Source organism: Nocardiopsis sp. iso_186 (genome assembly GCF_056173365.1).
In genome coordinates this window covers 5,075,664-5,101,358 of record NZ_CM149670.1, presented here as the reverse complement: position 1 = coordinate 5,101,358, position 25,695 = coordinate 5,075,664, and the positions used below count along the sequence as shown (strand labels likewise).

The window sequence follows — 25,695 nt, the reverse complement described above, 5'->3', positions numbered from 1 at the left end:
CGTCAGGGGCCGCTAACCGCCCCCGCCCACCGGTCCGCGCGAGGGCCCCGGTCATTATGGGAACACCGCGCGTGGCCGCGGATGTTGACGCTTGTGGTGCCCGGTAGAGGCGCGCAGACGGGTGAAGGGGCGAGAATCCAAGTGGTGGTGCCAGAGAGTGCGGTGGAGCGGGGAGTCGGGACACCGACCCCCCGCAGGGTCGCGACGATCAGCCTGCACACCTCTCCGCTGGAACAGCCCGGCAGCGGTGACGCGGGCGGAATGAACGTCTACGTCGTCGAGGTCGCCAAGCGCCTCGCCGAGCGCGGGGTGGCCGTCAACGTCTTCACCCGGGCCACCTCCTACGACCAGCCGCCCGCGGTCGAGTTGGCTCCCGGAGTGACCGTTCGCCACATCGCGGCCGGGCCGTTCGGGCCGCTGGACAAGCACTCCCTGGCCCGCTATCTCTGCCCGTTCGTGTTCGGTGTCCTGCGCGCCGAGGCCGACAACCTCGCAGGGCACTACGACCTTGTCCACGGCCACTACTGGTTGTCCGGCAAGGCCGGACTGGCCGCCGCGCACCGTTGGGGCGTGCCGATGGTGCAGTCCATGCACACCCTGGCCAGGGTCAAGAACATGTCGTTGGCCCAGGGCGACACCCCCGAACCCGAGGAGCGGGTTCGCGGCGAGGACCAGCTGGTCCGCCTCTCCGACCGCCTGGTGGCCAACACCACGGACGAGGCAGCCCAGCTCCGGGACTACTACCGGGCCGACACGGCCAGGATCGCCACCGTGCCGCCCGGGGTGGATCTCGACGTCTTCGCTCCCGGCTCGCGCGCGCAGTCGCTGCGCCGCATCGGCCTGCCCGCTGACGCCGAACTCCTGCTGTTCGTCGGCCGTGTGCAACGGCTCAAGGCCCCCGACGTACTGCTGCGCGCGGCGGCACGACTGCTGGAGCGCGCGCCGGAGCTGCGCGACCGACTCGTCGTGGCCATCGTGGGCGGTCTGTCCGGAACCGGTCGCGAAGAACCGGGGCACCTCGTCGAACTCGCCGAGTCGCTGGGGGTCGCCGACGTCGTCCGCATGGAGCCGCCCCGCTCACGGGCCGAGCTCGCGCACTTCTACCGTGCGGCCACCGCCACGGTCGTTCCCTCCTACTCGGAGTCGTTCGGGCTGGTGGCCGTGGAGTCCCAGGCGTGTGGGACCCCGGTGGTCGCCTCCCGGGTCGGCGGCCTGCCCACCGCGGTGCACGACGGGGTGTCCGGCGTGCTCGTCAACGGACACGACCCCGAGGACTACGCCCGAGTGCTGCACCGGGTCATCGGCGCGCCCGCCTGGCGCGACCAGATGGGTGTCGCCGCCGTGCGACACGCCGCGGGCCTCAGCTGGTCGGCCACCGTGGACGGACTGCTCGACGTCTACCGCGGCTCCCTGGCCGGGCAGCGGCTTCCGGCCGCTGCGTGTCAGTAAGCGCTTCCGTATGGAGAGGACCCCGTATGCCCGACCATGAGCAGGCCGGCGCGACCGCCGCGATCGAGGCCGCACTCGACGAGGCGGGGCTCGACTACGAGCGCCCCCGTCCCGAAGCGTTCCTGGTGACCATCCCCGGGAAACGCAAGCTCAAGACCCTGGTCTGGCTCAACGTCGGCGAGCACAGCCTGCTGCTCAAGACGTTCTTCTGCCGCCGTCCCGACGAGAACGAGGGCGCGTTCTACCGGTACCTGATGCGCAAGAGCGCCGACATGTACGGGATGGCCTTCAGTGCCGACGACGTCGGCGACGTCTATCTCACCGGCCGCCTGCCCCTGGCCGGGATCACCCCCGGCGAGGTCAACCGGCTCCTCGGCTGCGCCCTCACCTACTCCGACGAGAACTTCAACCCCGCGCTGGAGCGGGGGTTCGCCACCGCCATCCGCAAGGAGTGGGAGTGGCGTGCCAAGCGCGGCGAGAGCACCCGGAACCTCCAGGCGTTCCGCCACCTCGCGCAGGAGCCGGCCACAGGGTGAAAGCTGAGCGAATTGGCGTAGACCAATCCGTGGTGCGGTGGCAGGGCACCGGAGGCGACTCGCTAGGCTGAGCGCTATGTTGACTCTGGTACTGCTGCGTCATGGTGAGAGTGTCTGGAACGCCGAGGGTCTGTTCACCGGTTGGGTGGACGTCAACCTCTCGGAGAAGGGCGAGGAGGAGGCCCGTCGCGGCGGCAAACTGTTGCTGGACGCAGGCGTTCGCCCCGACGTCCTGCACACTTCGCTGCTCAAGCGTGCGATCCGCACCGCCAACATCGCTCTCTCGGCCGCCGACCTGCACTGGCTGCCGGTCAAGCGCTCCTGGCGGCTCAACGAGCGCCACTACGGCGCACTTCAGGGCAAGGACAAGGCCCAGACCCGCGCCGAGTACGGCGACGAGCAGTTCATGACCTGGCGTCGTTCCTATGACACCCCGCCGCCCCCGCTTGCCGACGACGCCGAGTTCTCCCAGGCCGGGGAGGTGCGCTACGCCACCCTGCCGCCGGAGCTGCTGCCCCGTACCGAGTGCCTGGCCGACGTCGTCAACCGCATGTTGCCCTACTGGTATGACGCGATCGTGCCCGACCTCGCCGCGGGGCGCACCGTGCTGGTCGCCGCGCACGGCAATTCGCTGCGCGCGTTGGTCAAGCACCTCGACGGCATCGACGACGCCACCATCGCCGGCCTGAACATCCCCACCGGCATTCCGCTGGTCTACGACCTCAACGAGGACTTCACGCCGCGCAAGACCGGCGGCGAGTACCTCGACCCCGAGGCCGCCAAGGACGCCATCGAGGCAGTGAAGAACCAGGGCAAGTAGCCCCGCACGTCGAACGCCCCCGTCGAGGAGTCCCGTGCCGACCGGGGGCGTTCGGCGTCCGTCCGGCAGTGCCGGACGCGGGAGTCAGCCCGCAGGTTCGAACTTGTAGCCCAGACCACGCACCGTCACGATGAACTTCGGGTTGCCCGGGTCGTCCTCGATCTTGGCGCGCAGACGCTTGACGTGGACGTCGAGGGTCTTGGTGTCACCGACGTAGTCGGCGCCCCAGACGCGGTCGATGAGCTGGGGCCGGGTCAGGACCCGCCCGGCGTTGCGCAGCAGGACCTCCAGGAGCTCGAACTCCTTCAAGGGCAACTGCACGCTGGTTCCGCGCACCGTCACCACGTGCCGCTCCACGTCCATGCGGACCGGGCCGGCTTCCAGGGTGGCGGGGGTCAGCGGCTCGTCCTCGCCCCGGCGGCGCAGGACCGCGCGGATACGCGCCACGAGCTCGCGGGAGGAGAAGGGCTTGGTGACGTAGTCGTCGGCACCCAGTTCCAGGCCGACGACCTTGTCGATCTCACTGTCCTTGGCGGTCAGCATGATGACCGGGACATTGGACTTCTGCCGCAGCGTGCGACAGACCTCGGTGCCGGACAGGCCCGGAAGCATCAGGTCGAGCAGAACCAGGTCGGCTCCGGTCCGGTCGAAGGTCTCCAGCGCCACCGTGCCGGTCGGCGCGACGGCAACCTCGAAGCCTTCCTTGCGGAGCATGTACGACAGGGCGTCGCTGTAGGATTCTTCGTCCTCGACGACGAGTACACGCGTCACTGTGCTGCCTCCTGATAGGTATTTGCACCGGAGCGTTGCGGCTCCCGGGTCTCCGGCCGGGGCAGACGCAGGGTGAACGTCGAGCCCGAGCCTTCCTTGCTCCACACGGTCACTTCACCGCGATGGTGGGTCATGATGTGTTTCACGATGGCCAGGCCGAGACCGGTTCCTCCGGTAGCCCGGCTCCGAGCGGCGTCTACCCGGTAGAAGCGCTCGAAGATCCGTTCCAGGTCCTGCTGGGGGATGCCGATTCCCTGATCGGCCACACTGATGTCGATCGTCGCCGCCGTCACCAGTACCGACACCGACACCCGGGTTCGTTCCGGGCTGTAGGCCACCGCGTTGGCGACCAGGTTGCGCATCGCCGTGGCCAGCAGGCTCTCGTCACCGATCACGCAGACGCCGCTGGTGCCGCTGGAGACCAGCTCGATCTCCTTGGCATCGGCCGCCATGCGCACCGCGTCCAGCGCCTCATCGACCACCTGTTCGATCTGCACGTCGGCGGGCTCGGCCATCGGCTCCGCCCCCTGGATGCGCGACAGCGTAATCAGGTCCTGGATGAGACTGGTCAACCGGGTCGCCTCGGTCTGCATGCGTCCGGTGAACCGGAGCACCGCCTCGGGGTCGTCGCTGGCGTCGGCGACCGTCTCCGCCAGCAGGGACAGTGCGCCGACCGGGGTCTTGAGCTCGTGGCTGATATTGGCGACGAAGTCGCGTCGCACCGCCTCGACCCTGCGGCGTTCGGTCTGGTCCTCGGCCAGCACCAGCACCAGGCCGGTCCCGCCCAGCGGAGCCACCCGCACGGCGAAGGACGTGGAGTCGGGGCCGAACTTGCGCACCGCGACTTCGATCTCGGTCTCCCGGATCACCCCGTCGCGCCGTACTTGGCGGGCCAGTGCCAGCAGCTCGCCGATGACGAGCTCCTCCCCGCGCACGATCCCGAAGGCCCGGGCCGCTGAACTGGCCCGAAGTACCCGGTCGGCGGAGTCGAGCACCACCGCCGAGGACGGCAGGGCCGAGAGCACCTCGGCAATCCCCGAGGGCAGTTCCGACTGCGGAGCCGTATCCGGGGTACGGCTACGGCCCGCCTCACTCATCCGAAACGCCAGACCGGCCGCGACACCCGTCACGAGCCCAACGATTCCCGCCACAGCGGCCAGCAGCTCCCCTTGCACGCTTTGATCGTAAGCGGGTAGAGGCCGGGGTTACCCCGCTGACCATGTGTTACAACCGAGGTTCCCCGAGAATTCATCATCGCTTTTGCGGCGATTCAGCTACGAACTGGAACGATTGGGACTATGCGCGACACTTATCACGAGGACCTCGACGCCCTCACCGCACGCCTTGTCGAGATGACCCGACTCGCCAGGCATGCCATTGCCAGAGCGACCACCGCGCTGCTCGACGCCGACCTGACCGCCGCGCAGGAGGTCATCTCCGAGGACGAGGCGCTGAACCGCCTCGACGAGGAGATCGGCAAGAGCGCCTTCGACCTGATGGCCCGCCAGCAGCCGGTCGCCCAGGACCTGCGCACCATCATCACTTCGCTGCACATGGCCGGCGACCTGGAGCGGATGGGCGACCACGCCGTTCACATCGCCAAGATCGCGCGCCGCCGCCACCCCGACTCCGCCATTCCTGCCGAGCTGCGCTCCATCGTGCTCGAAATGGGCCATCAGGCGGAACTGCTGGTCATCAAGGCCGGCGAGGTCGTGTCCAACCGCGATGCCGAGACCGCGCTGGAGCTCGACGAGGACGACGACCGCATGGACCGCCTGCGCCGCAAGCTGCTCAAGCGCATCCTGGACCCGGGCTGGTCCCACGGGGTCGAGGCGACCATGGACGTCACCCTTGCCGGACGGTTCTACGAGCGCTTCGGCGACCACGCGGTACACGTGGCCGACAACCTGGTCTACATGGTCACCGGGGAGAAGCGGAAGGACTACGAGCAGGAGGCGTAGCCGATCCGGTCGTAATGGGCCGGTGATGGATTTCTCGGGGGTCGCGGCACGTGCCGCGACCCTTCGTCGTGGCCGCTCGAAGGGATCGCGGGTAGACTGGGGGATTCCCGCTGAGACAGGCCGTGTCCACTGCGTCAAGCGCTCCGGACCGCTTTCTCGGAGCCTCGCCAAAGCACTAGGGGTTTGCTTTGTCAAGCCTTCGATACCGTGTTTGACCTGGGGCTACGCAAACCTAATAGGTACTTTAAGTCATGGATTCGTGGTATCCTCCAGGTAGCGGAAGGGGTACTTGTCACATGACTTTTAAGGTCGGCGACACCGTTGTCTACCCCCATCATGGGGCTGCTCGTATTGAAGCCATCGAAACGCGAACCATCAAGGGCGAGGACAAGATCTACCTCGTTCTCAAGGTTGACAAAGGCGACCTGACGGTTCGAGTGCCGGCGGACAACGCCGAAGACGTCGGCGTCCGCGACGTGGTTGGCCAGGAAGGTCTGGACAAGGTCTTCGAGGTGCTGCGTGCACCGCACACCGAAGAACCCACCAACTGGTCGCGACGCTACAAGGCGAACCTGGAGAAGCTTGCCTCCGGTGACGTCAACAAGGTCGCCGAGGTCGTGCGCGACCTCTGGAGGAGGGACAAGGAGCGCGGTCTCTCCGCCGGTGAGAAGCGAATGCTCGCGAAGGCCCGGCAGATCCTGGTGAGTGAACTCGCCCTCGCCGAAAAGACCAATGAGGACAAGGCCGAGGCACTCCTCGACGAGGTTCTCACCAGTTGAGAAATACGCATTGATGCGCGATATGCCAAGGGTGGGCGTTGGAACAGACGTCCACCCCTTTGCGTCTGGCCGCACGCTTTTCCTCGCCGGGCTCGAATGGCCCGGCGAAGACGGTGTCAGCGGGCACTCCGACGGTGACGTCGCCGCCCACGCGGCCTGCGACGCGCTCTTCTCCGCCTGCGGGCTGGGAGACCTCGGTGAGCAGTTCGGCACCTCCGACCCCCGTTGGCACGGGGCGTCGGGCGTCACGCTGCTGACCGAGGCCGCGGAGCGTGTACGCGGTGCCGGTTACACGATCGGCAACGTCGCCGTTCAGATCATCAGCAACCGACCGAAGTTCGCTCCGCGGCGGGACGAGGCCGAGAAGGTCCTCTCCGCGGCCGTCGGGGCGCCCGTGACGGTTTCGGCGACCACCACCGACGGTCTGGGCCTCACCGGGCGTGGAGAGGGCATCGCAGCGATCGCCACCGCCCTGTGCGTCCATACGGGTTCGCCTGCGGACCCGGGATAGTCCTTAAGGGACGGGTACGCCGTCCGTGCTTCATACCGGGCTTGTTCGGCCGCGTTCGGTGCGCTGCCGCCACCCCGGTTCGGGCCGGTGCGGCTGTTCATCGCCGCACCGGCCCGACTCCGTTCTCAGTCCTTCGGCGGGGTGGGTGCACTGCGGACCCGCCAGGACGGGGGTTCGGCGGGCACCCCCGGAGACTTGCGCGGCTTGAGCACCATCGGGCGCTTGCGTACCGGTTCCACCGGTGGGGAGCTCGGTCCGACGGCGTGGGCCGGAGTCTCGGCCGGGCGCTGCTCCGCCTCGACGGGGGCCTCGTATGCCTCGTCGCCGGCAGGGTCGTCCGGCACCGGGTCGGGATCGAATCCGTCGTCGGTCTCCAACTGCCGGTTCAGTGCCTCGGCCCGTTCGCGGGCGGCTCCGGCGTCCTGCAACGGTTCGGGCGAACCGGCGGCGCGCTTGATCACGCCTCCGCCCTCGGCGGGGGTGCGTTTGGGCAGTTCCTCCGCCGAAACGGGTGCGGGTGCGGGCTTTGTCCCGGGCACGTCGGCCTGGTCCGGTACGTCAACCGTTTCGGGGACAGGAGCAGGACCTGGGGGAGGGACCTGCTCGGGTTCCTGCTCGGGTTCCTGCTCGGCGGGCTGCTCGGCGGCGACCGGCTCATCCCGCGCCTCGACGGGGAAACGGTGCTCCTCGGCCGGTTCGGGCGCCGGGGTCGCAGGCGGGGCGGACATCTCCTCGCCCCGTTCCGCAGGGGTCGGGGCCTCCGGTGCCTCCCGGGGAACCGGAGGGACGGCGAGCGCGGGTTCGGGTTCGGGCTCTCCTCGCGGGGTCAGCGCGGGCGCGGTCGCCGGAGTGCCTTCGCGCCGCAGTACCTGGGTGGTGTCCTCCGCATTTTTCCAGTCGATGTCCTGGGTGGGGTGTGCCTCGGGCCGGTCCCCGGTCGGTTCGGAGGGCTGCTCGGGACTGCGGGGGCGCGGGCGTCGCGGACGGACCCGCTCGCCGCGCAGCTCCACCACGATCCACAACAACAGCCGGAACGCCACCAGGAGCGCCACCCACGGGCCGACCGCCACGACCACCGTGGCGACCCAGTCCAACAGGCGGTAGTCCAGGGCCCGCATCGCGCTGCCCCCTGCGGCCAGCAGGATGAGGACCAGGACGAGCGCGTCCACCCAGATCCTGCGGGCGAGGGGCGCCGCACGCAGCAGGTAGGTCGTCCAGAACGCCATCATCAGCAACAGCGTGAACAGGCCGGGATAGAGGTGTGCGAGCTCCGCGCTCATCCCGCCCTGGACGGCGATCTGGTAGATCCCGTTGTACGACAGCAGGATCGCGCAGCCCGCGATCACCAGCACACCGAGTGTGGCGAGCGTGATGACCCCGGCCCGCGATCCGCTGCCGGACGGTTCCGGAGTCCGACGGGGGCGGTGGGGGGTTTGGGAGGAATTAGCTGGCATCGTGCGGGTCAGATTAGCCGAGGGGCGTTGCCCAGACGAGGGCTTCGCACGGAATCGGTGGGACCGGGGCCGGGGACTCCGGGGGGGTTTGGGTGATTTCCGCAGTTCGAGGCGTCCGGTGGGCAATTCGGTGGGACCGGGCCTGCGCCTCGGACGCGGCGTGTCGCGATTCCGGCGGGTAAAAGTCAGGTGGATTGCGCAATGACCGTTTCCGGCTGCCCCACTCGCCGGGAGACGGGAAGAATTCGAGGGTCAACCGTCATCGCAAGCCACTCCGCGGCGCACCCGGAAACGGTTACCCTTGACAACGTGAGTCTGCGCTTCTATGACACCCGAGCCCGCCAGGTCCGCGACTTCACCCCGTTGCACGAGGGGTGTGTGTCGCTGTACCTGTGTGGTGCCACGGTGCAGGCTCCCCCGCACATCGGACACATCCGTTCGGGGGTGAACTTCGATATCCTGCGGCGCTGGCTGATCCACCGCGGATACGCGGTCACCTTCTGCCGCAACGTCACCGACATCGATGACAAGATCATCCGGGTCGCCAAGGACGAGGGCGTCCAGTGGTGGGAGGTCAGCGAGCGCAACCAGCGCGCGTTCACCTACGCCTACGACGTCCTGGGCTGCCTGCCGCCCACCGTCGAGCCGCGCGCCACCGGTCACGTCCCGGAGATGGTGGAGCTGATGCACCGCCTCATCGACCGAGGGCACGCCTACGCCGCCGAGGACGGATCGGGCGACGTCTACTTCGACGTCCCCTCCTACCCCGAGTACGGGGAGCTGTCCAACCAGCGCGTCGAGCAGATGCGTACGGGGGAGGGCGACGAGCGCGACAAACGCGACCCCCGCGACTTCGCGCTGTGGAAGGGCGCCCGGCCCGGCGAGCCGCAGTGGCCCACCCCCTGGGGCCCCGGCCGCCCCGGGTGGCACCTGGAGTGCTCGGCGATGGCCACCAAGTACCTCGGTCCGGTCTTCGACATCCACGGCGGCGGGATCGACCTCGTCTTCCCGCACCACGAGAACGAGAGCGCGCAGTCGAAGGCGGCCGGGGACGGCTTCGCGCGCTACTGGCTGCACAACGGAATGCTCACCACCGGCGGTGAGAAGATGAGCAAGTCGCTGGGCAACTCGCTGCTCATCCCCCTGATGATCCGCCGGGTCCGGCCGGTTGAGCTGCGCTACTACCTCGGACAGGCGCACTACCGCTCCAGCCTCGACTACTCCGACGAGGCCCTCCAGGAGGCCGCAGCGGCCTACCAGCGCATCGAGGGCTTCCTGACCCGCGTCGCCGAGGTCGCCGGGCCGGTCCCCGCCGAGGCCGAGGTCCCCGCCGACTTCGCCGCAGCCCTCGACGACGACCTCGGGGTCTCCCAGGCGCTGGCCATCGTGCACGGACACGTCCGCGAAGGCAACACCGCGCTCGCCGACGGGGCGAAGGAGCGGGCGGCCGAACTCGCCGCGGAGCTCAGGACGATGCTCGCGGTTCTGGGGCTGGACCCGCTTTCGGAGCAGTGGGCGGGATCGGGGGCGGAGTCGGCCGGCATGCGCGACGTGATCGACGCACTGGTGTCGGTCGCGCTCGGGCAGCGCCAGGCAGCCCGCGCCCGCAAGGACTACGCGGCAGCCGACGAGATCCGCGACCAGCTCGGCGCTGCGGGCGTCCTCGTCGAGGACACCCCGCAGGGCCCCCGCTGGGAGCTCAAGCGCGGGTAGCGCGGGAGATGATGGACCCTGGGCCACGGCCGGTCGCGGTCGTGGCCTTCACCATGCTTACACGGTAGGCGAATTGAGAGAGGACGGGCGTTATGCCCTCGAAGAAGACGAAGAAGGGCCCGACCAAGGGCAGCGGTGGCAAGGGCCGCCGCTCCCTGGAGGGAAGAAAGGGCACGCTGCCCGCCGAGGAGCGGCACTGGTACGGGGGAAAGCAGCGCTCCTCTGCCGCCAAGCGGGCGCAGGCCGCCTCGGAGAAGGCGCCGGGGCGCGGCGATGACACCCCCAGCAGCCCGATCCGCGGTGGGAGCGGCGGCAGTTCCGAGCTGTTGATCGGCCGCAACCCGGTCGTGGAGGCGCTGCGCGCGGGCATGCCCGCCGCGAAGCTCTTCCTGTCCAACAGCCTCGACCCCGACGACCGCATCGTCGAGGCCAGCAAGCTGGCCGGTGCCAAGGGCATCGAGATCCTGGAGATCAACCGGACCGAACTGGACCGCCGTTGCGACAGCAACGGGCTGCCCAACGCCGTCCACCAAGGCATCGCGTTGCAGATCCGTCCCTACCGCTATTGGGACCCCCAAGGGCTTCTGGACGCGGCGCTGGCCGGCGAGAACCCGCCGCTGATCATCGCCCTGGACGGTGTCACCGATCCGCACAACCTGGGCGCCGTCGCCCGGTCGGCCGCGGCTTTCGGCGCCAACGGCCTGCTCATCCCCGAGCGTCGTGCGGCCGGTGTGACCATGGCTGCGTGGAAGACCTCGGCCGGGACACTGGCCCGGCTCCCGGTCGCCCAGGCGACCAACCTGACCCGTGCCCTTGAGCTTTACAAGGAGAACGGTCTGTTCGTGGTCGGCCTCGACGCCGACGGCGACACCCGACTCGACGAGCTCGAACTCGCCACCGGCCCCTTGGTCGTCGTGGTCGGTTCCGAGGGCAAGGGGTTGTCCCGCCTGGTGCGCGAGACCTGCGACGCGGTGGCCAGCATCCCCATCAGCGGAGCGGAGTCGCTCAACGCGTCCGTCGCGGCCGGTGTGTCCCTCTACGAGGTCGCCCGCCGACGCTCGTCCGCGAACTAGGGCCTTAGCCTGTACCATTCCACTTGGTGTTCCGACACCGGCCGGCGTGGCTCAATTGGCAGAGCAGCCGCCTTGTAAGCGGCAGGTTAGGGGTTCAAGTCCCCTCGCCGGCTCGTCGGACGGGGCCGGCACCCTGGTCGGCGATTCCTCGCGGAGTCGTTGACCAGGGTGCCGGCCCCGTCGTTTTTTCGGTGGGTCCCCGGTGAACGGTCCTGCACCGGAGTCGCGTCGGTGCCCGGTCAACGTGCCCGGGGCAGCCGCTCTCGGACTACGGCCGCCCCGACGTCCCCATCGTGCGTCCCGGCCGTCAGAAACCGGTCGGAGCCGCGCTCGATGCCGACGGCCGCGGCCCGCGGAGACCTCCTCAACGGCTGCGGAGCGCTCTTCGATGTCCCATCCGGCCGACCTCCATGATCATCGTGCGACGACCGGCGCCCGAGCCGCTCGCGCGGAAGATCATTTCACCGGTGCTCCGCGGTATGTCGGTCCTTGCCGTTCATGCTGATCAGAGGTGTTCTGATCGATGATCGAAGCGGTCCGTCCCTTGTCATCGCCGGCGCCGCTGTGCCGGCACGGTTTTTATCGGGCTGAAAAGGTCTGTCCGAATTTTCTCGTGGTGAGACGCAACCTCCCCCCGGGTATTCGAGTTGGTGGGGCTGGTCGAAAGCAAGGAGAGCGTGTGCGGGACGGCGATTGGGTTGCGCAGACCAGCACGGAATTGCGTGGGGTGCTGAAGGTCATGGTGGACGCCGGATGGCTGCCCGGTGGGGCGGCGGTGGTCGGTTCCGGTGGGACATGGGAGTTCGTTTCGGTCGGGCAGGTCGGGATCGAGTGTGGGGAGGCTCCGACCGCCCCTGACGTTCACTACGACGTGGCGAGTCTGACGAAGGTGATGGCGACCTGGGCGCTGGCGGGCCGGGCCGTCACAGAGGGACTCCTCGACCTGGACACGCCTGTAGCGGCCTACTACTCGGGGGGACCCTACCCGGGCGGCGGTGTCACGGCTCGGCAGATCCTCACGCACACGTCCCGGCTCAACCCGGTGACCTGGCTGGAGCGCTATGCCGGGACCGAGCAGGACCTGGCCCTGGCGATCCTCGCCGAGGAGTTGGAGGAGCCGGGCTACCGCTACATCGATCGGGGTTTCATCCTGCTCGGACTGCTGCTCGAGCGGTTGCACGGACAGCCTTTGGACGTCCTGGCCGGTGAGGTGTGGAGCGCCGCTGAGATGTCGGCGACCCAGTACGGGCCGCTCCCGCGCTCGGTGTCGGTCGCGCCCACCGAGCGCCGGATTCCCGGAGCAGCCGCCATCTGGGGGGTGGTGCATGACGAGAGCGCCGCGTTGATGGGGGGCGTCGCCGGGCACGCCGGAGTTTTCAGCACGGCCACCGACCTGGGTGTCTTCGCCCGCGACCTGCTGTCGCGCTACTCCGGGGAGCACGGTGCCAACGCCTTCACCAGCTTCGTCCGGCAGAGCTGGCGACCGCACGAGCGCGTGCACAAGGACTACTCGCGCGGACTGGCCTGGCTGACCACCGACGACGGGCTGGTCTACCACAACGGCTATACCGGGACCAGCCTCTACCTGCATCCCGAGACCGGACGCTACGTCGGGATGCTCACCAACGCCGTGCACTTCGGCCGCCGCCGCCCGGGACTGTTCGATCTGCGGGCGACCATACGGGGAGCGTTCTTCAGCGACTGATCCGGCGTCGTCCGCCGCGCGGGGGACGGGGGCGGCGCTCCGGCTCCGGCAGCGGTTCGCGCGGGGGCAGGCCGTAGGGGTTGGACATGCGCTTGCGCAGTACCAGGATCCACACTACGACCAGGACGCCCAGCAGCACGGCGCCGCCCGTCCACAGCGCCCACACCGGCACGAGCGGTTGCTCGTCGGCCTCCTGGGCGAGTTCGGGATCGAACGCGGGTGTCTCTGCGGCGATCAGTTCGGCGGCCGCCAGCGCGCCCGGCGCGTTCAGGGTGCCCGACGCGTCCTGGGTCAGCGCTTCGACGACCTGCTCGGGGCGCAGTTGCGGATGCGCCGAGCGGATCAGTGCGGCGACCCCCGAGGTGAATGCCGCTGCTGCGCCGCTGCCGGTGACGGTGGGGTACCCGCCGTCGGTGCCCGTGGTGACGATCTCCTCGCCCGGTGCGGTCAACACGACGTGGTCCTGGCCGGTGGAGACGGCCGAGGGCTGACCGTCCTGCCCGACGGAACCCACCGCCAGCACGCCCTCGTAGGCGGCCGGGTAGGTCGGTCCCCCGGATTCGTCGGCGCCGCCGTCACCGCCGTCGCCGCCGGAGGCGATCACCACCACACCGCTGGTGAGGGCGTAGTCGATGGCGGACTGCTCGGCGTCGTTCCCGCCGGTGGTGGTGTTGGAGTCGGCCAGCGGGATGCTGATGACCTGCGCGCCCTCGGAGACCGCGGTGCGGATGCCTTTGGCCAGTGCTTCGGGGTCGGGGGCCTGCCCGGTGGCGCCCCCGTCCTGGGCGACCCGGATCGACAGGATCGCGGCCTGGGGTGCGGCGCCGAGGACACCGCCGGTGTGCTCGATACCGTGCCCGTTGGCCGCGATGATCCCGGCCATCGCGGTTCCGTGTTCCCCGTAGCCCGCGCTGCCCGGGGCGAGGTCCTGGCCGGTGAGATCGGGGCCCACGGTGACCCCGGCGAGGTCGGGGTGCTCGGTGTCCACGCCGGTGTCCAGAACGGCGACGGTGACGCCCGCACCCCGGCCGGTTGACCATGCCTCGGTCGCGCCGATGGAGTCCAGTCCCCACTGGTCGTAGGCGAGCTCGGTCGTGTCGGCGGACGCGGGGACCGCGGTGAGGAGGTGCCCACCGAGCAGTGCCGCGCAGGCCCCGAGCCCGATGGACGTGCCGGTCAGTGTGCTGCGCATGGCGACGCATCCTCTCCGCGTACGGCCCGGTTGACCCCGTGCGACCTGGCCGAAAAGCCGCTCGGACGCTGGTCATTGTGTCATGGGGCCCACGTGGTGCGCGGGCGCGATCGGATGGTGCGGTCCGCGGGGCCCGGGAGGTCAGACGGTGAGGTCCACCGGGTCACCGACCGACAGGTCCAGGGTACGGGCGGCGTCACCGCCGTTCACGGCCAGCGAGAGGCGCCCGGCGGAGTCGGTCAGCACCAGGGGAGCCCCCGGCTCGACCGCGCCGAAGGTCGGCGCCAGGGGCAGTGTGTGTGCGCTGCCCGGCAGGCCGACGGCGAGGTGTTCCGGTTGCGGCGAGCCGGCCAGGGCCGCACGCAGGTCCTGCGCGCTCAGCGACAGTTGACAGTTCCCGAAGCGGTCCACCGCGTGCACCTCGCCGTACGCGGCTCCGGGGCGGACCTCGCGGCGCGGGCGGGGCAGGCGCACCAGATCGGTCGGAGCCAGGGCGCGCCCGACGTCGGCCAGGGGGGTACCCGCGGCGATCTGTGCCCCGACCGGCGCGTAGACGTCGCGACCGTGGAACGTCGTTGACACGGGGTGGCGCCATAGCGTCTCGTTGGTGAGTTCGTGCACCGCTGCGACCCCGCCCAGGGCTTCGGCAGCCCAGACCAGGAGCCCGTTGTCCGGGCCGACCAGGACGTGCCCTCCGGCGGCGACGGCGACACTGCGGCGCCGGGTGCCGACCCCCGGGTCCACCACGCACACGTGCACTGCCCGGGGGAGTTCGGGAGCGGTATCGGCGAGCACCGTCGCCCCGCGTCGGATGTCACCGGGCGGGATCTGGTGCGTGATGTCGATCACTCGTAGGGCCGGGGCGTAACGCAGCATCTGTGCGTGGCAGGCGGCCACGAAGCCGTCGGTATTGCCGTAGTCGGTCAGAAAGGACAGGCAACTGTGGCCCTCCGGGGCAGTCATCGGGATACTCCTCCTCCTTGCTCAGCTTCAGTCGCTACGATAAGTCGCGCCAATCCGGACGAGGAGGCGCCCAATGTCAGATGTCGGGCCAATAGACCAAGAAGCGTCCGATGCGTCGGCCGTCGGCCCCAACAGTGTGGACGAGACCGGCCTGAACGAGCGCGAGCGCCGCATCCTCGAATTCGAGGGTCAGTGGTGGAAGTTGGAGGGCTCCAAGGAGCAGGCCATCCGCGACCGGTTCGGCTTCTCCGCGACCCGCTACTACCAGCTCCTCAACGGTCTCATCGAGCGCCCCGAGGCGCTCGTCTTCGACCCCATGACCGTCAAGCGGCTACGCAGGCTGCGTGCCGACCGCCGCCGTCAGCGCACCGCGCGTAAGCTCGGCCTCCAGCTCTAGCCGGACGGCCGTCCGCGGGAACGCGCAAGCCCTCGGGCGCCGCACGGTCGTCCTCCACCTCTTGTCCCAGCATCCGACCGGGAGCCGAGCATGACCGTGTCCACCCCGACGACCGAGGACGGCCGTACCGGTCTCCACCGCATCCGCACGGAGCCAGGTCGTGCCCTCCTCGCTTTCGACTTCGACGGCACCCTGGCCCCGATCGTTGCCGATCCCCGGGATTCCAGGGCGCATCCCGGGGCCGTTGCCGCGTTGAGCGCACTGGCCGTGCACGTGGGGCGGATCGCCGTCGTCACGGGGCGCCCGGCGGGGGTCGCCGTGGAGTACGGGGGCCTCGACGCGGTCCCCGGTCTGGTGGTGCTCGGCCAGTACGGCCGGGAGCGCTGGGAGGACGGCCGCCTTACGGTTCCTCCGGCTCCGGCCGGTGTCGCCGAGGTCCGTGACGCGCTCCCCGGGATGCTCCAGGACCTCGGCGCACCAGAGGGGACGTGGGTCGAGGACAAGGACCACGCGATCGCGGTACACACCCGACGCGCCGCCGACCCCGAGGCCGCGCTCGACCTGCTGCGCGCTCCGTTGGCGGATCTCGCCGAACGGGCCGGACTGGCGGTCGAGCCGGGGCGAATGGTCATCGAACTGCGCCCGCACGGCATGGACAAGGGGGCCGCGCTGACCGCCCTGGTCGGTGAGGTCGGCGCCGCCTCGGTTCTCTACGCCGGCGACGACCTCGGCGACCTTCCGGCTTTCGCCGCTGTCGAGGAGCTGCGGGCCACCGGGATCGAGGGAACGAAGGTGTGCAGCGGATCGACGGAGGTCGCCGAGCTCGCCGAGCGGGCCGACCTGGTCGTTGACGGTCCCGACGGCCTGGTGGATTTTCTGGTCGAGCTGGCGGGCGCACTCGACGCCTGACCGAGGTAGCGAGGTGCGGTCCGGCACACGGATCGCATCGAACGGCACGGGTCCCCGACCGGGAAACGATCGGGGACCCGTATGCGGACGAATCCGGGGATCAGTCCAGCGCGCGCAACTGGTCACCGAACCAGCGCTGCGGGGGCAGCGCCACCGCGGCCTCGACCAGGCGAGCGTTGCGTTCCTGGCGCTCCGCGTCCTGCATGTTCAAAGCGTCGTGCAGCGCCTGGGCGGTCTCAGTCACGTCGTAGGGGTTGACCAGAAGAGCGTCGGAGCCCAGGTCGTCCGCCGCGCCGGCCTCGGTGGACAGCACCAGCGCGACCCCGTTCTCCGAGAGCACCGGGCCTTCCTTGGCGACCAGGTTCATGCCGTCGCGGATCGGGTTGACCAGCAAGACGTCGGCGATCTGGTAGGAGGCCAGTGAACGCGCGTAGTCGTCCTTGACCTCCAGGATCACCGGTGTCCAGTCGTCGGTGCCGAACTCGTCGTTGATCTCCTGGGCGGTCCGGCGCACCGCCTCGGTGTAGGCGCGGTACTCCGCCACGTCGCCACGGCTCGGGTAGGCGAACGCCAGGTGGGTGACCGCCCCGCGCCACTCCGGCCGGTCGCGCAGCAGTTCGCCGAACGCCGCCATGCCGCGCACGATGTTCTTGGACAGCTCGCTGCGGTCCACCCGCAGGACCAGTTTGCGCTCGCCCACCGTCTCGCGGAGTCGGGACCGCCATTGGGCCACGTCCTCGGCCGCGGCCCGTTCGCGCAGTCCCTCGGCGTCCGCGCCGAGGCCGTGCACGCCCACCTCCACGACGCGGCCGCCGTAGTCGATGGTCCGGTTGTCCCAGTTGACGTCGGCCCGCAGGAAGGTCGCGCAGCAGCGCAGGAAGGCATCGGCCCAGCGCGGGCTCAAGAACCCGATGTGGTCGGCGCCGAGCATGCCCTCCAGCAGTTGCCGTCCGACGTCGCCGGGCAACATGCGGAAGTACTCCGGAGGGGCCCACGGGGTGTGGGAGAAGTGCGCGATGCGCAGGTCGGGTCGGCGGCCGCGCATCATCCTGGGCACCAGAGCCAGGTGGTAGTCCTGCACGGCCACCTTCGCGCCGTCGTCGGCTCCGGTCAGCAGGGCTTCGGCGAACGCCGCGTTGTAGGTGCGGTAGTCCTCCCACTCGGCCCGGAAGGCCGCGTCGAAGTGCGGTTTGTTGGGGGTGTCGTAGAGCATGTGGTGGACGAACCACAGCGTTGAGTTCGCCACGGAGTTGTAGGCGTTGGTGAAGGTCTGCTCGGGGATGTCGAGCATCCGCACGCTCGCCCCGCCCAGGTCGTAGCCGGCTCGGTCGAGTCGCCCCTCGGGGGCGGCCGAGGCGGCCTTGCGGTCGGCGTCGGACAGTGCCGCACACACCCACAGGGTGTCGGTCTCGGCGGCCACGGAGCTCAGCCCGGAGACGAGCCCGCCGCCACCGCGCCGGAAGTCGATCGTCCCGTCGTCCCCGATCGAGAAGGACACCGGTCCCCTGTTGGAAGCGACGAGGATCTGTGCCTTGTCCACCTCTTGGTCCACCTCTCCACCGATTGAGCGCGAACGTCCATTTGACTACACCGCCCGTATGTCAACGAGAGGCGGGGCGGTTGATACTGCCGTTCTCGCCCCGTGCGGTGGACCGCAAACCCGTACTTTCCGCCCGGCGCGTCTTTTCGGTCGGTCGCAAGGGTGGTATCAGGGCAGGTGGGTGGTGCGGGAAGCCGGTCGGGGCGCGGCATGGTGTCAGGTGGCTCACCCCGGCTGGAGAATCGGACAGGCCGTCGGTTACAGTAACCACCAGGTTCGGTCACCGGGCCGTTGACAACTTCATATTGCTCATCCAGAGGGGTGGAGGGACCGGCCCTACGAAGCCCCGGCAACCATCTCGGTACACGTTTCTCGTCAGGTGCGAGGCGGCCGAGGCAGGTGCCAACTCCGGCCTGTGCCAAAGCGGCTCAGGCGAAGATGAGGGGAGACGCCTCATGGCGATCGTTGCCGAGCAACCCAGCACATCCGCCACCCACTCCTTCGGCCCCGCCGTCGCGCTGTCCTGTCGCGAATGCGGCGAGCGCTACGAACTCGGCCCGCGCTTCGCGTGCGATTTCTGTTTCGGCCCTCTTGAGGTCGCCTACTCGTTCGGCACCGTCACCCGCGCGTCCATCGAGCAGGGCCCCAACAACATCTGGCGCTACGCCGCCCTCCTCCCGGTCCCGGCCAACGTCCGCGACCTGCCCAACATGAACCCCGGCATGACCCCCCTGGTGCGCGCCGACCGTCTCGCAGCCGAGCTCGGCCTGCGGTCGCTGCACGTCAAGGACGACTCCGGCAACCCGACGCACTCCTTCAAGGACCGCGTTGTGGCGATCGCGGTCGAGGCCGCCCGCACCTTCGGTTTCACCACTCTCTCCTGTTCCTCCACCGGCAACCTCGCCGGCGCGGTCGGCGCCGCTGCCGCGCGGGCGGGCTTCAAGTCCTGCGTGTTCATCCCGGCGGGCCTTGAGGAGGCCAAGGTCGTGATGGCCGCGGTCTACGGTGGCCGCCTGGTGGCCATCGACGGCAACTACGACGACACCAACCGGTTCTGCTCCGAGCTCATCGGCGACGACGCCGGCCAGGACTGGGGTTTCGTCAACGTCAACCTGCGCCCCTACTACGGCGAGGGTTCCAAGACGCTGGCCTACGAGATAGCCGAGCAGCTGGGGTGGCGCCTCCCCGCGCAGATCATCATCCCCATCGCCTCGGGCTCGCAGCTGACCAAGATCGACAAGGGTTTTCAGGAACTGATCGCGCTCGGCCTGGTCGAGGACACCCCCTACAAGATCTTCGGGGCGCAGGCCACGGGATGCTCACCCGTCGCCAAGGCGTGGGAGAACGGCCACGACGTCATCCAGCCGGTCAAGCCCGACACCATCGCCAAGTCGCTGGCGATCGGCAACCCCGCGGACGGCCCCTACGTGCTCGACATCTGCAAGCGGACCGGCGGCGCCGTGGCGCACGTTGACGACACCGAGATCGTGGACGCCATCCGGCTCCTGGCCCGCACCGAGGGCGTCTTCGCCGAGACCGCGGGCGGTGTCACCACCGGGGTGCTGCGCAAGCTCCTGGCGGACGGTCTGCTCGACCCCGACGCCGAGACCGTGGTGCTCAACACCGGTGACGGTCTCAAGACCCTCAACGCCGTCCAGGGCGCCGGGGTCACCGCCACGATCAAGCCCTCCCTCGACGCCTTCCGGGCCGCCGGACTCGCCTGAGTCCGCCGCCGTACCCCGACCCCGTTCTCCGACCCGAGCCAAGGAGTCCCCTAGCCATGAGCGTCAGCGTTCGCGTGCCCACCATCCTGCGGACCTACACCAAGGATGCTGCCGAGGTCGCCGCTGAGGGCGCCACCCTCACCGAGGTCCTCGCCGACCTGGAGGCGAACTTCCCGGGCATCCGGCCGCGCATCCTCGACGACAACGGCCGGATCCGCCGCTTCGTCAACGTCTACGTGGGCGACGAGGACGTGCGTTTCGCCCAGGGGCTCGACACCCCGATCCCCAGCGGGAGCCAGATCTCGATCATCCCCGCGGTCGCGGGCGGCTGCTGAAGCCGGCCCCGCGGCACCGGGGGCACCGACGGCCGGAGCGCGCATCGCGCCTCCGGCCGTCTCCTTTTTGCTCGCAGAAGTGCCAATCTCGCTGGTGGACGCCTGATTTCGGCGCTCTGACCTGCGGGTAACTCCCTGTGGAAAACTCCGTGGGCGTTTGCACTCGACAGGGGAGAGTGCTAAAAAGAAGACCGTTAGCACTCTCATTAGTCGAGTGCTAATCGCGGATCGAGACGATGAGGTCGCGGCCTCCGGCAGACGGGTTGCCGGTACCGGGCGCGGCCGTCCGTCGCGGGCGTCGCCTCGTTCCTTCGCGTATCAGCCCGGTCCCGGGAGGACAAACTCTATGGCAGCCAAACTGATCGCGTTCGACGAGGAAGCCCGGCGCGGCCTCGAGCGCGGCATGAACCAGCTTGCGGACGCCGTCAAGGTGACGCTCGGCCCCAAGGGTCGCAACGTCGTCCTGGAGAAAAAGTGGGGCGCCCCCACCATCACCAACGATGGTGTCTCCATCGCCAAGGAGATCGAGCTCGAAGACCCGTGGGAGAAGATCGGGGCCGAGCTCGTCAAGGAGGTCGCCAAGAAGACCGACGATGTCGCCGGTGACGGCACCACCACCGCCACCGTGCTCGCCCAGGCCCTGGTACGCGAGGGCTTGCGCAACGTCGCCGCCGGCGCCAACCCGGTCGGCCTGAAGCGGGGCATCGAGGCTGCTGTTGCCCGCATCAGCGAGGAGCTGGCCAACCTCTCCAAGGACATCGAGACCAAGGAGCAGATCGCCTCCACCGCCTCGATCTCCGCCGGCGACCCCCAGATCGGCGAGTACATCGCCGAGGCCATGGACAAGGTCGGCAAGGAAGGCGTCATCACCGTCGAGGAGGGGCAGACCTTCGGGCTCGAGCTCGAGCTCGCCGAGGGCATGCGCTTCGACAAGGGCTACATCTCGCCCTACTTCGCCACCGACCTGGAGCGCATGGAGACGGTGCTGGAGGACCCCTACATCCTCATCGCCAACTCCAAGATCTCCAACAACAACGAGTTCCTGCCGGTCGTGGAGAAGGTTCTCCAGGCCGGTCGTCCGCTCGTCGTGATCGCCGAGGACCTTGAGGGCGGCGCCCTCCAGACCCTCGTGGTCAACAAGATCCGCGGCACCTTCAAGTCCGTTGCCGTCAAGGCCCCGGGCTTCGGCGACCGTCGCAAGGCCCAGCTCGGCGACATCGCCGTGCTGACCGGCGGCCAGGTCATCACCGAAGAGGTCGGCCTCAAGCTGGAGAGCACCGAGCTGGAGCTGCTCGGCCGCGCCCGCAAGGTCGTCGTCACCAAGGACGAGACCACCATCGTCAACGGCGCCGGTGAGGCAGCCTCGATCCAGGGCCGGGTCAACGAGATCCGCTCCGAGATCGAGCGCACCGACTCCGACTACGACCGCGAGAAGCTCCAGGAGCGCCTCGCGCGCCTGGCCGGCGGCGTTGCCGTCATCAAGGCCGGTGCCGCCACCGAGGTCGAGCTCAAGGAGCGCAAGCACCGCATCGAGGACGCCGTCCGCAACGCCAAGGCGGCCGTCGAAGAGGGCATCCTCCCCGGTGGTGGCGTCGCGCTGCTCCAGGCCAGTGTCCCGGCCTTCGAGAAGCTGGAGCTGACCGGCGATGAGGCCATCGGCGCCGAGATCGTGCGTCGCGCCGTCGAGGAGCCCCTGAAGCAGATCGCGATCAACGCCGGCCTTGAGGGTGGCGTCGTCGCGGAGAAGGTGAAGAACCTGGAAGCCGGCGTCGGCCTGAACGCCGCCACGGGCGAGTACACCGACCTGTTCAAGGACGGCGTCATCGACCCCACCAAGGTCACCCGCTCCGCTCTGCAGAACGCTGCCTCCATCGCGGGTCTGTTCCTGACCACCGAGGTTGTCATCGCCGAGAAGCCGGAGAAGGCCGCTCCGGCCGCTCCGGGCGGCGACATGGGCGGCATGGACTTCTAAGTCCGCGCCCGCTCCACCGCCTCTGAGGGCGGCTCCCGTTCGCGGGAGCCGCCCTTTCGGTCTTCCCGGTCCCGACCGTCAAGCGGCCAGCAGGCCCCGGGCCGTCAGTTCTGCCAGGACCCGGACCCCGGCGGGCGCACACCGGTCGGCGTCATCCGGGCCGAGCCAGGCCAACTCGGCGATCTCGGCGCTGGGAACGGGATCACCTGCGGCCTCGCCCGTGTAACAGGCCAGCCGGACCCTGGTCCCGGCCGGATAGCCGTGTGCGGCCTCGTCGATCACCGTGAACAGCGCGAGGGTTTCGGGGTCGAGGCGCACCGCCAGTTCCTCGGCGACCTCGCGCACCAGCGTCTGGGCGTCGGTCTCACCGGGTTCGCGTTTGCCGCCCGGAAGGTAGAAGGCGTCCTTGCCGTGCGCCCGGACGTTGAGCACCCGGCCCTCCCGCACGCGCACCCAGGCGATGGCGTCGATGACCGGGGCGGAGGGGAACCGATCGGATGGTGTCATGCTTTCGACTCTAGAGCGCCTGCTTGACCGGGGACGGCCGGTTCTCACGTGAGCCGCGCCATGGCCGCGCGGTCCTCCCGCCCGAACTCCTCCTCCAGTTCCTCGGGGGCCGCGTCCACGTCGATGTGCTCCACCGGTATGCCGCGGGCGGTCCCGATCGCACCGAGCCTGCGCGTCGCGCGGTTGACCGCATAGCGCGTCAGCTCCCCGGGTGGCAGCCGGTGGGCCGCATCCTGCTGGTCGTCGGCCTGTCCGCCGTCGTACTCCACCGCACTCGACAAGTGCGGCAGCAGCTCTTCGAGGCGCTCGTTGACCACCTGCCAGTTGGCGTCGTCGGCCGCGACGTGTCGCCGGCAGGTGAAGGTGCCCCACGCCATGTGGCGACGCTCGTCGTCACCGATGCGTCGAACGATCTCCCGCATCCCGGGAAAGATGTCGCGGACCGTGCAGATGTGGTTCCAGGTGTAGTAGCCGGTCAGCGCAAGAGACCCTTCGATGACGTGGTTGTAGGTCACCGACGCGCGTACCTGGTTGCGCGGGCTCGGATCGCGGTTCAGCGCGTCCAGTGACGAGGGCAGCTCCTCGTAGAACAGTGCCCGATAACCGGGACTGCCTTCGACGTAGGAGTTCAGGTCGTGCTCGACGCCGATCGCGTCCAGCCAGAGACGGAACACCTGGGTGTGTCGGGCCTCCTCGAATGCGAACTGGGTCAGGTACATCTCGTCGCCCAGACGTCCTTCCACGGCCATCGCCCGGATGAACGGTTGGATGTCCTCGGTGACGGCCTCCTCGCCGCCGGCGAACTGTGCGCACAGCCGCAGCACCTGTTGCCGAGTGGCTTCGGGTAGTGCCGCCCAGTCTTCCCGGTCCCGGTCCATGTCGATGTCGGCGGGGTCCCAGAACCGGGCGTTGCCCTTGGCGAAGAGCCGAAGGGGCAGAGAATCCCAGTTCAGGCCGCCCGCGCGCAGAGAGTGGAATCCTCGGCCCTCTCTGCGGGTCCGGGCAGGGACGGTTGACGCGCCGGTGCTGGAATCGGGTTGGCTGATCATCAGGGCACCCTCCGGATTGGTGGACTCCTCTCATGATCATCACTGATCGTGCTCGCGTAAACACTCCTTCGGCGATGGCTCGTGATCCGGCCGGTGCCGGCCCTGTGGGGAAGCCGTTCACGGGCTGCCGAATACCGGCCGGAAGCGGGTACGGTCAGGGGGTGCTGTCCGGGCGTGGTCGTTTCGGGCCGACACGGGCGGGGAGTCCCGCCGTGCTCGGTGCCTCGGCCGTGAACGTTCTGGCGGCGACGGCATATTCGCTGCTCGTTTTCACTGAACCGGGAGACAAGGTGTTCTGCGGCGACCCGCTGACCCAGGGCTATGAGAAATGCGTCAACCAGATGGCGCTGTTCGCCATCGCCTCGCTGATCCCCGCGATGCTTGCCCTGATCCTGATGATCGCCGCATTCGCCACCCCCGGTGTGCGGGAGCGGCCCGGGCTGCGCGCCCAGACGCTCGGCTACTCGCTGGTGGCCTGGCTCATCGCCGGCGGCACGCTCGTGATGGGCGGGCTGCCCGCCATCTGACCAGCACGGCGCCGGCGAGGCGCAGTGAGCCGTCGTCCGCTGCGCCCGGTATCCGGTCGGTGCTAGATCTCGTTGCCCGACAGCACGTCGTGGGCGTCCACGATCCGGTAGGCGTAGCCCTGTTCGGCGAGGAAACGCTGCCTGTGGGCGGCGTAGTCCTGGTCGAGGGTGTCGCGGGCGACCACCGCGTAGAAGCGGGCGGTGCGCCCGTCGGACTTGGGGCGCAGCACCCGGCCCAGGCGCTGGGCCTCCTCCTGGCGGGAGCCGAAGGACCCCGAGATCTGGATGGCCACCGCGGCCTCGGGCAGGTCGATGGAGAAGTTGGCGACCTTGGACACCACCAGGGTGTTCAGCTCTCCCGAACGGAAGGCGTCGAACAGCCGCTCGCGTTCCTTGATCCGGGTCTCGCCCTTGATGACGGGTGCGTCCAGTGCGGCCGCGACCTCGTCCAACTGGTCGATGTAGGAACCGATCACCAGGACCCGTTCGTCGGGGTGCCTGGCCACCAGTTCCCGCACGAGCGTGGTTTTGGTCGCGGTCGAGGAGCAGAACCGGTAGCGGTCCTCCGGTTCGGCGGTTGCGTAGGCCAACCGCTCGGACTCGGTCAGGTTGACCCGCACCTCCACGCAGTCCGCCGGGGCGATCCACCCCTGCTGCTCCATCTCCTTCCACGGAGTGTCGTAGCGCTTGGGGCCGATCAGGGAGAACACGTCGCCCTCGCGGCCGTCCTCGCGCACCAGGGTCGCGGTCAGCCCGAGCCGGCGGCGGGCCTGGAGGTCGGCGGTCATCCGGAAGATCGGTGCGGGCAGCAGGTGGACCTCGTCGTAGACGACCAGGCCCCAGTCACGCGCCTCGAACAGTTCCAGGTGCGTATACACGCCTTTTCGGCGTGCCGCCATCACCTGGTACGTGGCGATGGTGACCGGCCGGATCTCCTTGCGGGTGCCCGAGTACTCGCCGATCTCGTCCTCGGTCAGGGAGGTGCGGCGCAGCAGCTCCGAACGCCACTGGTGGACCGAGACGGTGTTGGTGACCAGGATCAGCGTGGTGGCCTTGGTCATCGCCATCGCAGCCGCGCCCACGATGGTCTTGCCGGCCCCGCAGGGCAGCACGACCACGCCCGAACCGCCGGCGTCGAAGCTCTCGGCGGCCTCGCGCTGGTAGCCGCGCAGCTCCCAGCCGTCCTGGGCCAGGTCGATCGGGTGTGCCTCGCCGTCCACGTACCCGGCGAGGTCTTCGGCCGGCCAGCCGAGCTTGAGCAGCGCCTGCTTGAGGTTGCCGCGCTCGCTGGGGTGCACCAGCACGGTGTCGGTCTCGACCCGCTCGCCCAGCATCGGCTTGATCTTCTTGGCCCGCACGACCTCCTCCAGCACCGCCTGGTCCACGGCTTGCAGAGCCAGGCCGTGGACCGGGTGGGCGAGCAGCTTCAGGCGGCCGTAGCGGCCCATCGTCTCGGCGATGTCCACCAGCAGCGAGTGCGGGACCGGGTAGCGGGAGTACGTCAGGAACGCGTCCACCACCTGCTCGGCGTCGTGTCCGGCGGCGCGCGCGTTCCACAGCGCCAGCGGGGTGACCCGGTAGGTGTGCACGTGCTCGGGTGCGCGCTCCAGTTCGGCGAACGGGGCGATCGCCCGGCGGCACTCGTCGGCCGACTCGTGGTTGACCTCCAGCAGCAGGGTCTTGTCTGACTGGACGATCAGGCAGGACACGCGTGCCTCCCGAGGGGCAGAGGGAACTTCCTGTTGGAGTGTACGCAGTGACCAGGTCCGACGGGTCGCTCTCCCCTGCCGCGAGCGCGTCCCGGGGCG

Annotated in this window: 24 protein-coding genes, 1 tRNA gene and 1 riboswitch; of the genes, 16 read left to right on the top strand and 9 right to left on the bottom strand. The window is 69.3% G+C overall.

Annotation, left to right across the window (positions count from 1 at the left end; translation table 11 throughout):
* Positions 1-144 precede the first annotated feature (144 nt).
* From mshA to AC0VYP_RS22120, 3 genes are all read left to right on the top strand, one after another.
* The gene (gene mshA / locus AC0VYP_RS22130) at positions 145-1,449 is read left to right on the top strand and encodes a D-inositol-3-phosphate glycosyltransferase (protein WP_475471640.1); all 1,305 of its coding nucleotides are present in this window, start codon (positions 145-147) and stop codon (positions 1,447-1,449) included.
* 26 nt (positions 1,450-1,475) lie between these two features.
* Positions 1,476-1,985, top strand: coding sequence for a YbjN domain-containing protein (locus AC0VYP_RS22125; RefSeq protein ID WP_475471639.1), 510 nt, complete (start codon positions 1,476-1,478; stop codon positions 1,983-1,985).
* 76 nt (positions 1,986-2,061) lie between these two features.
* Complete coding sequence (locus AC0VYP_RS22120) at positions 2,062-2,805, top strand: phosphoglyceromutase (RefSeq protein WP_475471637.1); 744 nt, start codon at positions 2,062-2,064, stop codon at positions 2,803-2,805.
* A gap of 84 nt (positions 2,806-2,889) precedes the next feature.
* On the opposite strand, the gene AC0VYP_RS22115 is transcribed toward AC0VYP_RS22120, so the two are convergent.
* The gene (locus tag AC0VYP_RS22115; RefSeq protein WP_285758481.1) at positions 2,890-3,576 is read right to left on the bottom strand and encodes a response regulator transcription factor; all 687 of its coding nucleotides are present in this window, start codon (positions 3,574-3,576) and stop codon (positions 2,890-2,892) included.
* Positions 3,573-4,727: a sensor histidine kinase gene (locus tag AC0VYP_RS22110; protein WP_432707458.1), complete on the bottom strand. Its 1,155-nt coding sequence runs from the start codon at positions 4,725-4,727 to the stop codon at positions 3,573-3,575. Before AC0VYP_RS22110 ends, AC0VYP_RS22115 begins: the two co-directional genes overlap by 4 nt.
* A gap of 147 nt (positions 4,728-4,874) precedes the next feature.
* Between AC0VYP_RS22110 and phoU the strand changes: the two genes are divergently transcribed.
* From phoU to ispF, 3 genes are all read left to right on the top strand, one after another.
* Positions 4,875-5,537, top strand: coding sequence for a phosphate signaling complex protein PhoU (phoU, locus tag AC0VYP_RS22105; protein ID WP_285758484.1), 663 nt, complete (start codon positions 4,875-4,877; stop codon positions 5,535-5,537).
* Between the two features lie 296 nt (positions 5,538-5,833).
* Positions 5,834-6,316: a CarD family transcriptional regulator gene (locus tag AC0VYP_RS22100; RefSeq protein ID WP_133739733.1), complete on the top strand. Its 483-nt coding sequence runs from the start codon at positions 5,834-5,836 to the stop codon at positions 6,314-6,316.
* 22 nt (positions 6,317-6,338) lie between these two features.
* A complete protein-coding gene (ispF, locus tag AC0VYP_RS22095) occupies positions 6,339-6,827 on the top strand; it encodes a 2-C-methyl-D-erythritol 2,4-cyclodiphosphate synthase (RefSeq protein WP_475474335.1) in 489 nt (162 codons plus the stop codon).
* 125 nt (positions 6,828-6,952) lie between these two features.
* Here the strand turns inward: ispF and AC0VYP_RS22090 are convergent, their stop codons facing one another.
* Entirely contained in the window at positions 6,953-8,281 is a 1,329-nt protein-coding gene (locus AC0VYP_RS22090) for a DUF2637 domain-containing protein (protein WP_475471634.1), read from the bottom strand.
* Between the two features lie 309 nt (positions 8,282-8,590).
* Here AC0VYP_RS22090 and cysS point away from each other — a divergent pair, with 309 nt between their 5' ends.
* The 4 genes from cysS (at position 8,591) to AC0VYP_RS22070 (ending at position 12,772) form a co-directional block, all read left to right on the top strand.
* Positions 8,591-9,994 (top strand): cysteine--tRNA ligase, encoded by a 1,404-nt coding sequence (gene cysS, locus AC0VYP_RS22085; RefSeq protein ID WP_475471632.1) that lies wholly within the window; start codon positions 8,591-8,593, stop codon positions 9,992-9,994.
* A 92-nt stretch (positions 9,995-10,086) separates the two neighbouring features.
* A complete protein-coding gene (gene rlmB, locus AC0VYP_RS22080) occupies positions 10,087-11,067 on the top strand; it encodes a 23S rRNA (guanosine(2251)-2'-O)-methyltransferase RlmB (protein ID WP_285758487.1) in 981 nt (326 codons plus the stop codon).
* Between the two features lie 40 nt (positions 11,068-11,107).
* Positions 11,108-11,180, top strand: a tRNA-Thr gene (locus tag AC0VYP_RS22075).
* Positions 11,181-11,746: 566 nt separating this feature from the next.
* A complete protein-coding gene (locus AC0VYP_RS22070; RefSeq protein ID WP_285758488.1) occupies positions 11,747-12,772 on the top strand; it encodes a serine hydrolase domain-containing protein in 1,026 nt (341 codons plus the stop codon).
* Here the strand turns inward: AC0VYP_RS22070 and AC0VYP_RS22065 are convergent.
* Together AC0VYP_RS22065 and AC0VYP_RS22060 are read right to left on the bottom strand one after the other, a co-directional pair.
* Complete coding sequence (locus AC0VYP_RS22065) at positions 12,762-13,964, bottom strand: S8 family serine peptidase (protein ID WP_475471630.1); 1,203 nt, start codon at positions 13,962-13,964, stop codon at positions 12,762-12,764. The genes AC0VYP_RS22070 and AC0VYP_RS22065 overlap by 11 nt on opposite strands.
* A gap of 141 nt (positions 13,965-14,105) precedes the next feature.
* Positions 14,106-14,927: an SAM hydrolase/SAM-dependent halogenase family protein gene (locus tag AC0VYP_RS22060; RefSeq protein WP_285758490.1), complete on the bottom strand. Its 822-nt coding sequence runs from the start codon at positions 14,925-14,927 to the stop codon at positions 14,106-14,108.
* Positions 14,928-15,000: 73 nt separating this feature from the next.
* On the opposite strand from AC0VYP_RS22060, the gene AC0VYP_RS22055 reads away from it, so the two are divergent.
* Both AC0VYP_RS22055 and otsB read left to right on the top strand, forming a co-directional pair.
* Complete coding sequence (locus AC0VYP_RS22055; RefSeq protein ID WP_285758491.1) at positions 15,001-15,324, top strand: DUF3263 domain-containing protein; 324 nt, start codon at positions 15,001-15,003, stop codon at positions 15,322-15,324.
* A 90-nt stretch (positions 15,325-15,414) separates the two neighbouring features.
* On the top strand, positions 15,415-16,233 hold the full coding sequence (gene otsB / locus AC0VYP_RS22050) for a trehalose-phosphatase (protein WP_285758493.1): 819 nt from the start codon (positions 15,415-15,417) through the stop codon (positions 16,231-16,233).
* A gap of 100 nt (positions 16,234-16,333) precedes the next feature.
* Here the strand turns inward: otsB and AC0VYP_RS22045 are convergent, their stop codons facing one another.
* Entirely contained in the window at positions 16,334-17,773 is a 1,440-nt protein-coding gene (locus tag AC0VYP_RS22045; protein WP_285758780.1) for an alpha,alpha-trehalose-phosphate synthase (UDP-forming), read from the bottom strand.
* A 306-nt stretch (positions 17,774-18,079) separates the two neighbouring features.
* Positions 18,080-18,218, top strand: a riboswitch (SAM riboswitch).
* A gap of 10 nt (positions 18,219-18,228) precedes the next feature.
* Between AC0VYP_RS22045 and thrC the strand changes: the two genes are divergently transcribed.
* The 3 genes from thrC to groL all read left to right on the top strand — a co-directional run bounded on the left by thrC (position 18,229) and on the right by groL (position 21,804).
* Positions 18,229-19,497 carry a threonine synthase gene (gene thrC, locus AC0VYP_RS22040; protein ID WP_285758495.1) on the top strand — a complete coding sequence of 423 codons (1,269 nt, stop codon included), beginning with the start codon at positions 18,229-18,231 and terminating at the stop codon, positions 19,495-19,497.
* Between the two features lie 56 nt (positions 19,498-19,553).
* A complete protein-coding gene (locus AC0VYP_RS22035) occupies positions 19,554-19,832 on the top strand; it encodes a MoaD/ThiS family protein (RefSeq protein WP_285758497.1) in 279 nt (92 codons plus the stop codon).
* A gap of 346 nt (positions 19,833-20,178) precedes the next feature.
* Positions 20,179-21,804 carry a chaperonin GroEL gene (gene groL / locus AC0VYP_RS22030; RefSeq protein ID WP_475471626.1) on the top strand — a complete coding sequence of 542 codons (1,626 nt, stop codon included), beginning with the start codon at positions 20,179-20,181 and terminating at the stop codon, positions 21,802-21,804.
* A gap of 78 nt (positions 21,805-21,882) precedes the next feature.
* Here the strand turns inward: groL and AC0VYP_RS22025 are convergent, their stop codons facing one another.
* Positions 21,883-22,311: an NUDIX hydrolase gene (locus AC0VYP_RS22025; protein ID WP_475471625.1), complete on the bottom strand. Its 429-nt coding sequence runs from the start codon at positions 22,309-22,311 to the stop codon at positions 21,883-21,885.
* Positions 22,312-22,355: 44 nt separating this feature from the next.
* On the bottom strand, positions 22,356-23,360 hold the full coding sequence (locus tag AC0VYP_RS22020; protein WP_475471623.1) for a R2-like ligand-binding oxidase: 1,005 nt from the start codon (positions 23,358-23,360) through the stop codon (positions 22,356-22,358).
* Between the two features lie 212 nt (positions 23,361-23,572).
* Here AC0VYP_RS22020 and AC0VYP_RS22015 point away from each other — a divergent pair, with 212 nt between their 5' ends.
* Positions 23,573-23,887, top strand: a complete 315-nt coding sequence (locus AC0VYP_RS22015; RefSeq protein WP_475471622.1) for a hypothetical protein — start codon at positions 23,573-23,575, stop codon at positions 23,885-23,887.
* Between the two features lie 62 nt (positions 23,888-23,949).
* On the opposite strand, the gene AC0VYP_RS22010 is transcribed toward AC0VYP_RS22015, so the two are convergent.
* The gene (locus tag AC0VYP_RS22010) at positions 23,950-25,596 is read right to left on the bottom strand and encodes a DNA repair helicase XPB (protein ID WP_475471620.1); all 1,647 of its coding nucleotides are present in this window, start codon (positions 25,594-25,596) and stop codon (positions 23,950-23,952) included.
* Positions 25,597-25,695 lie beyond the last annotated feature (99 nt).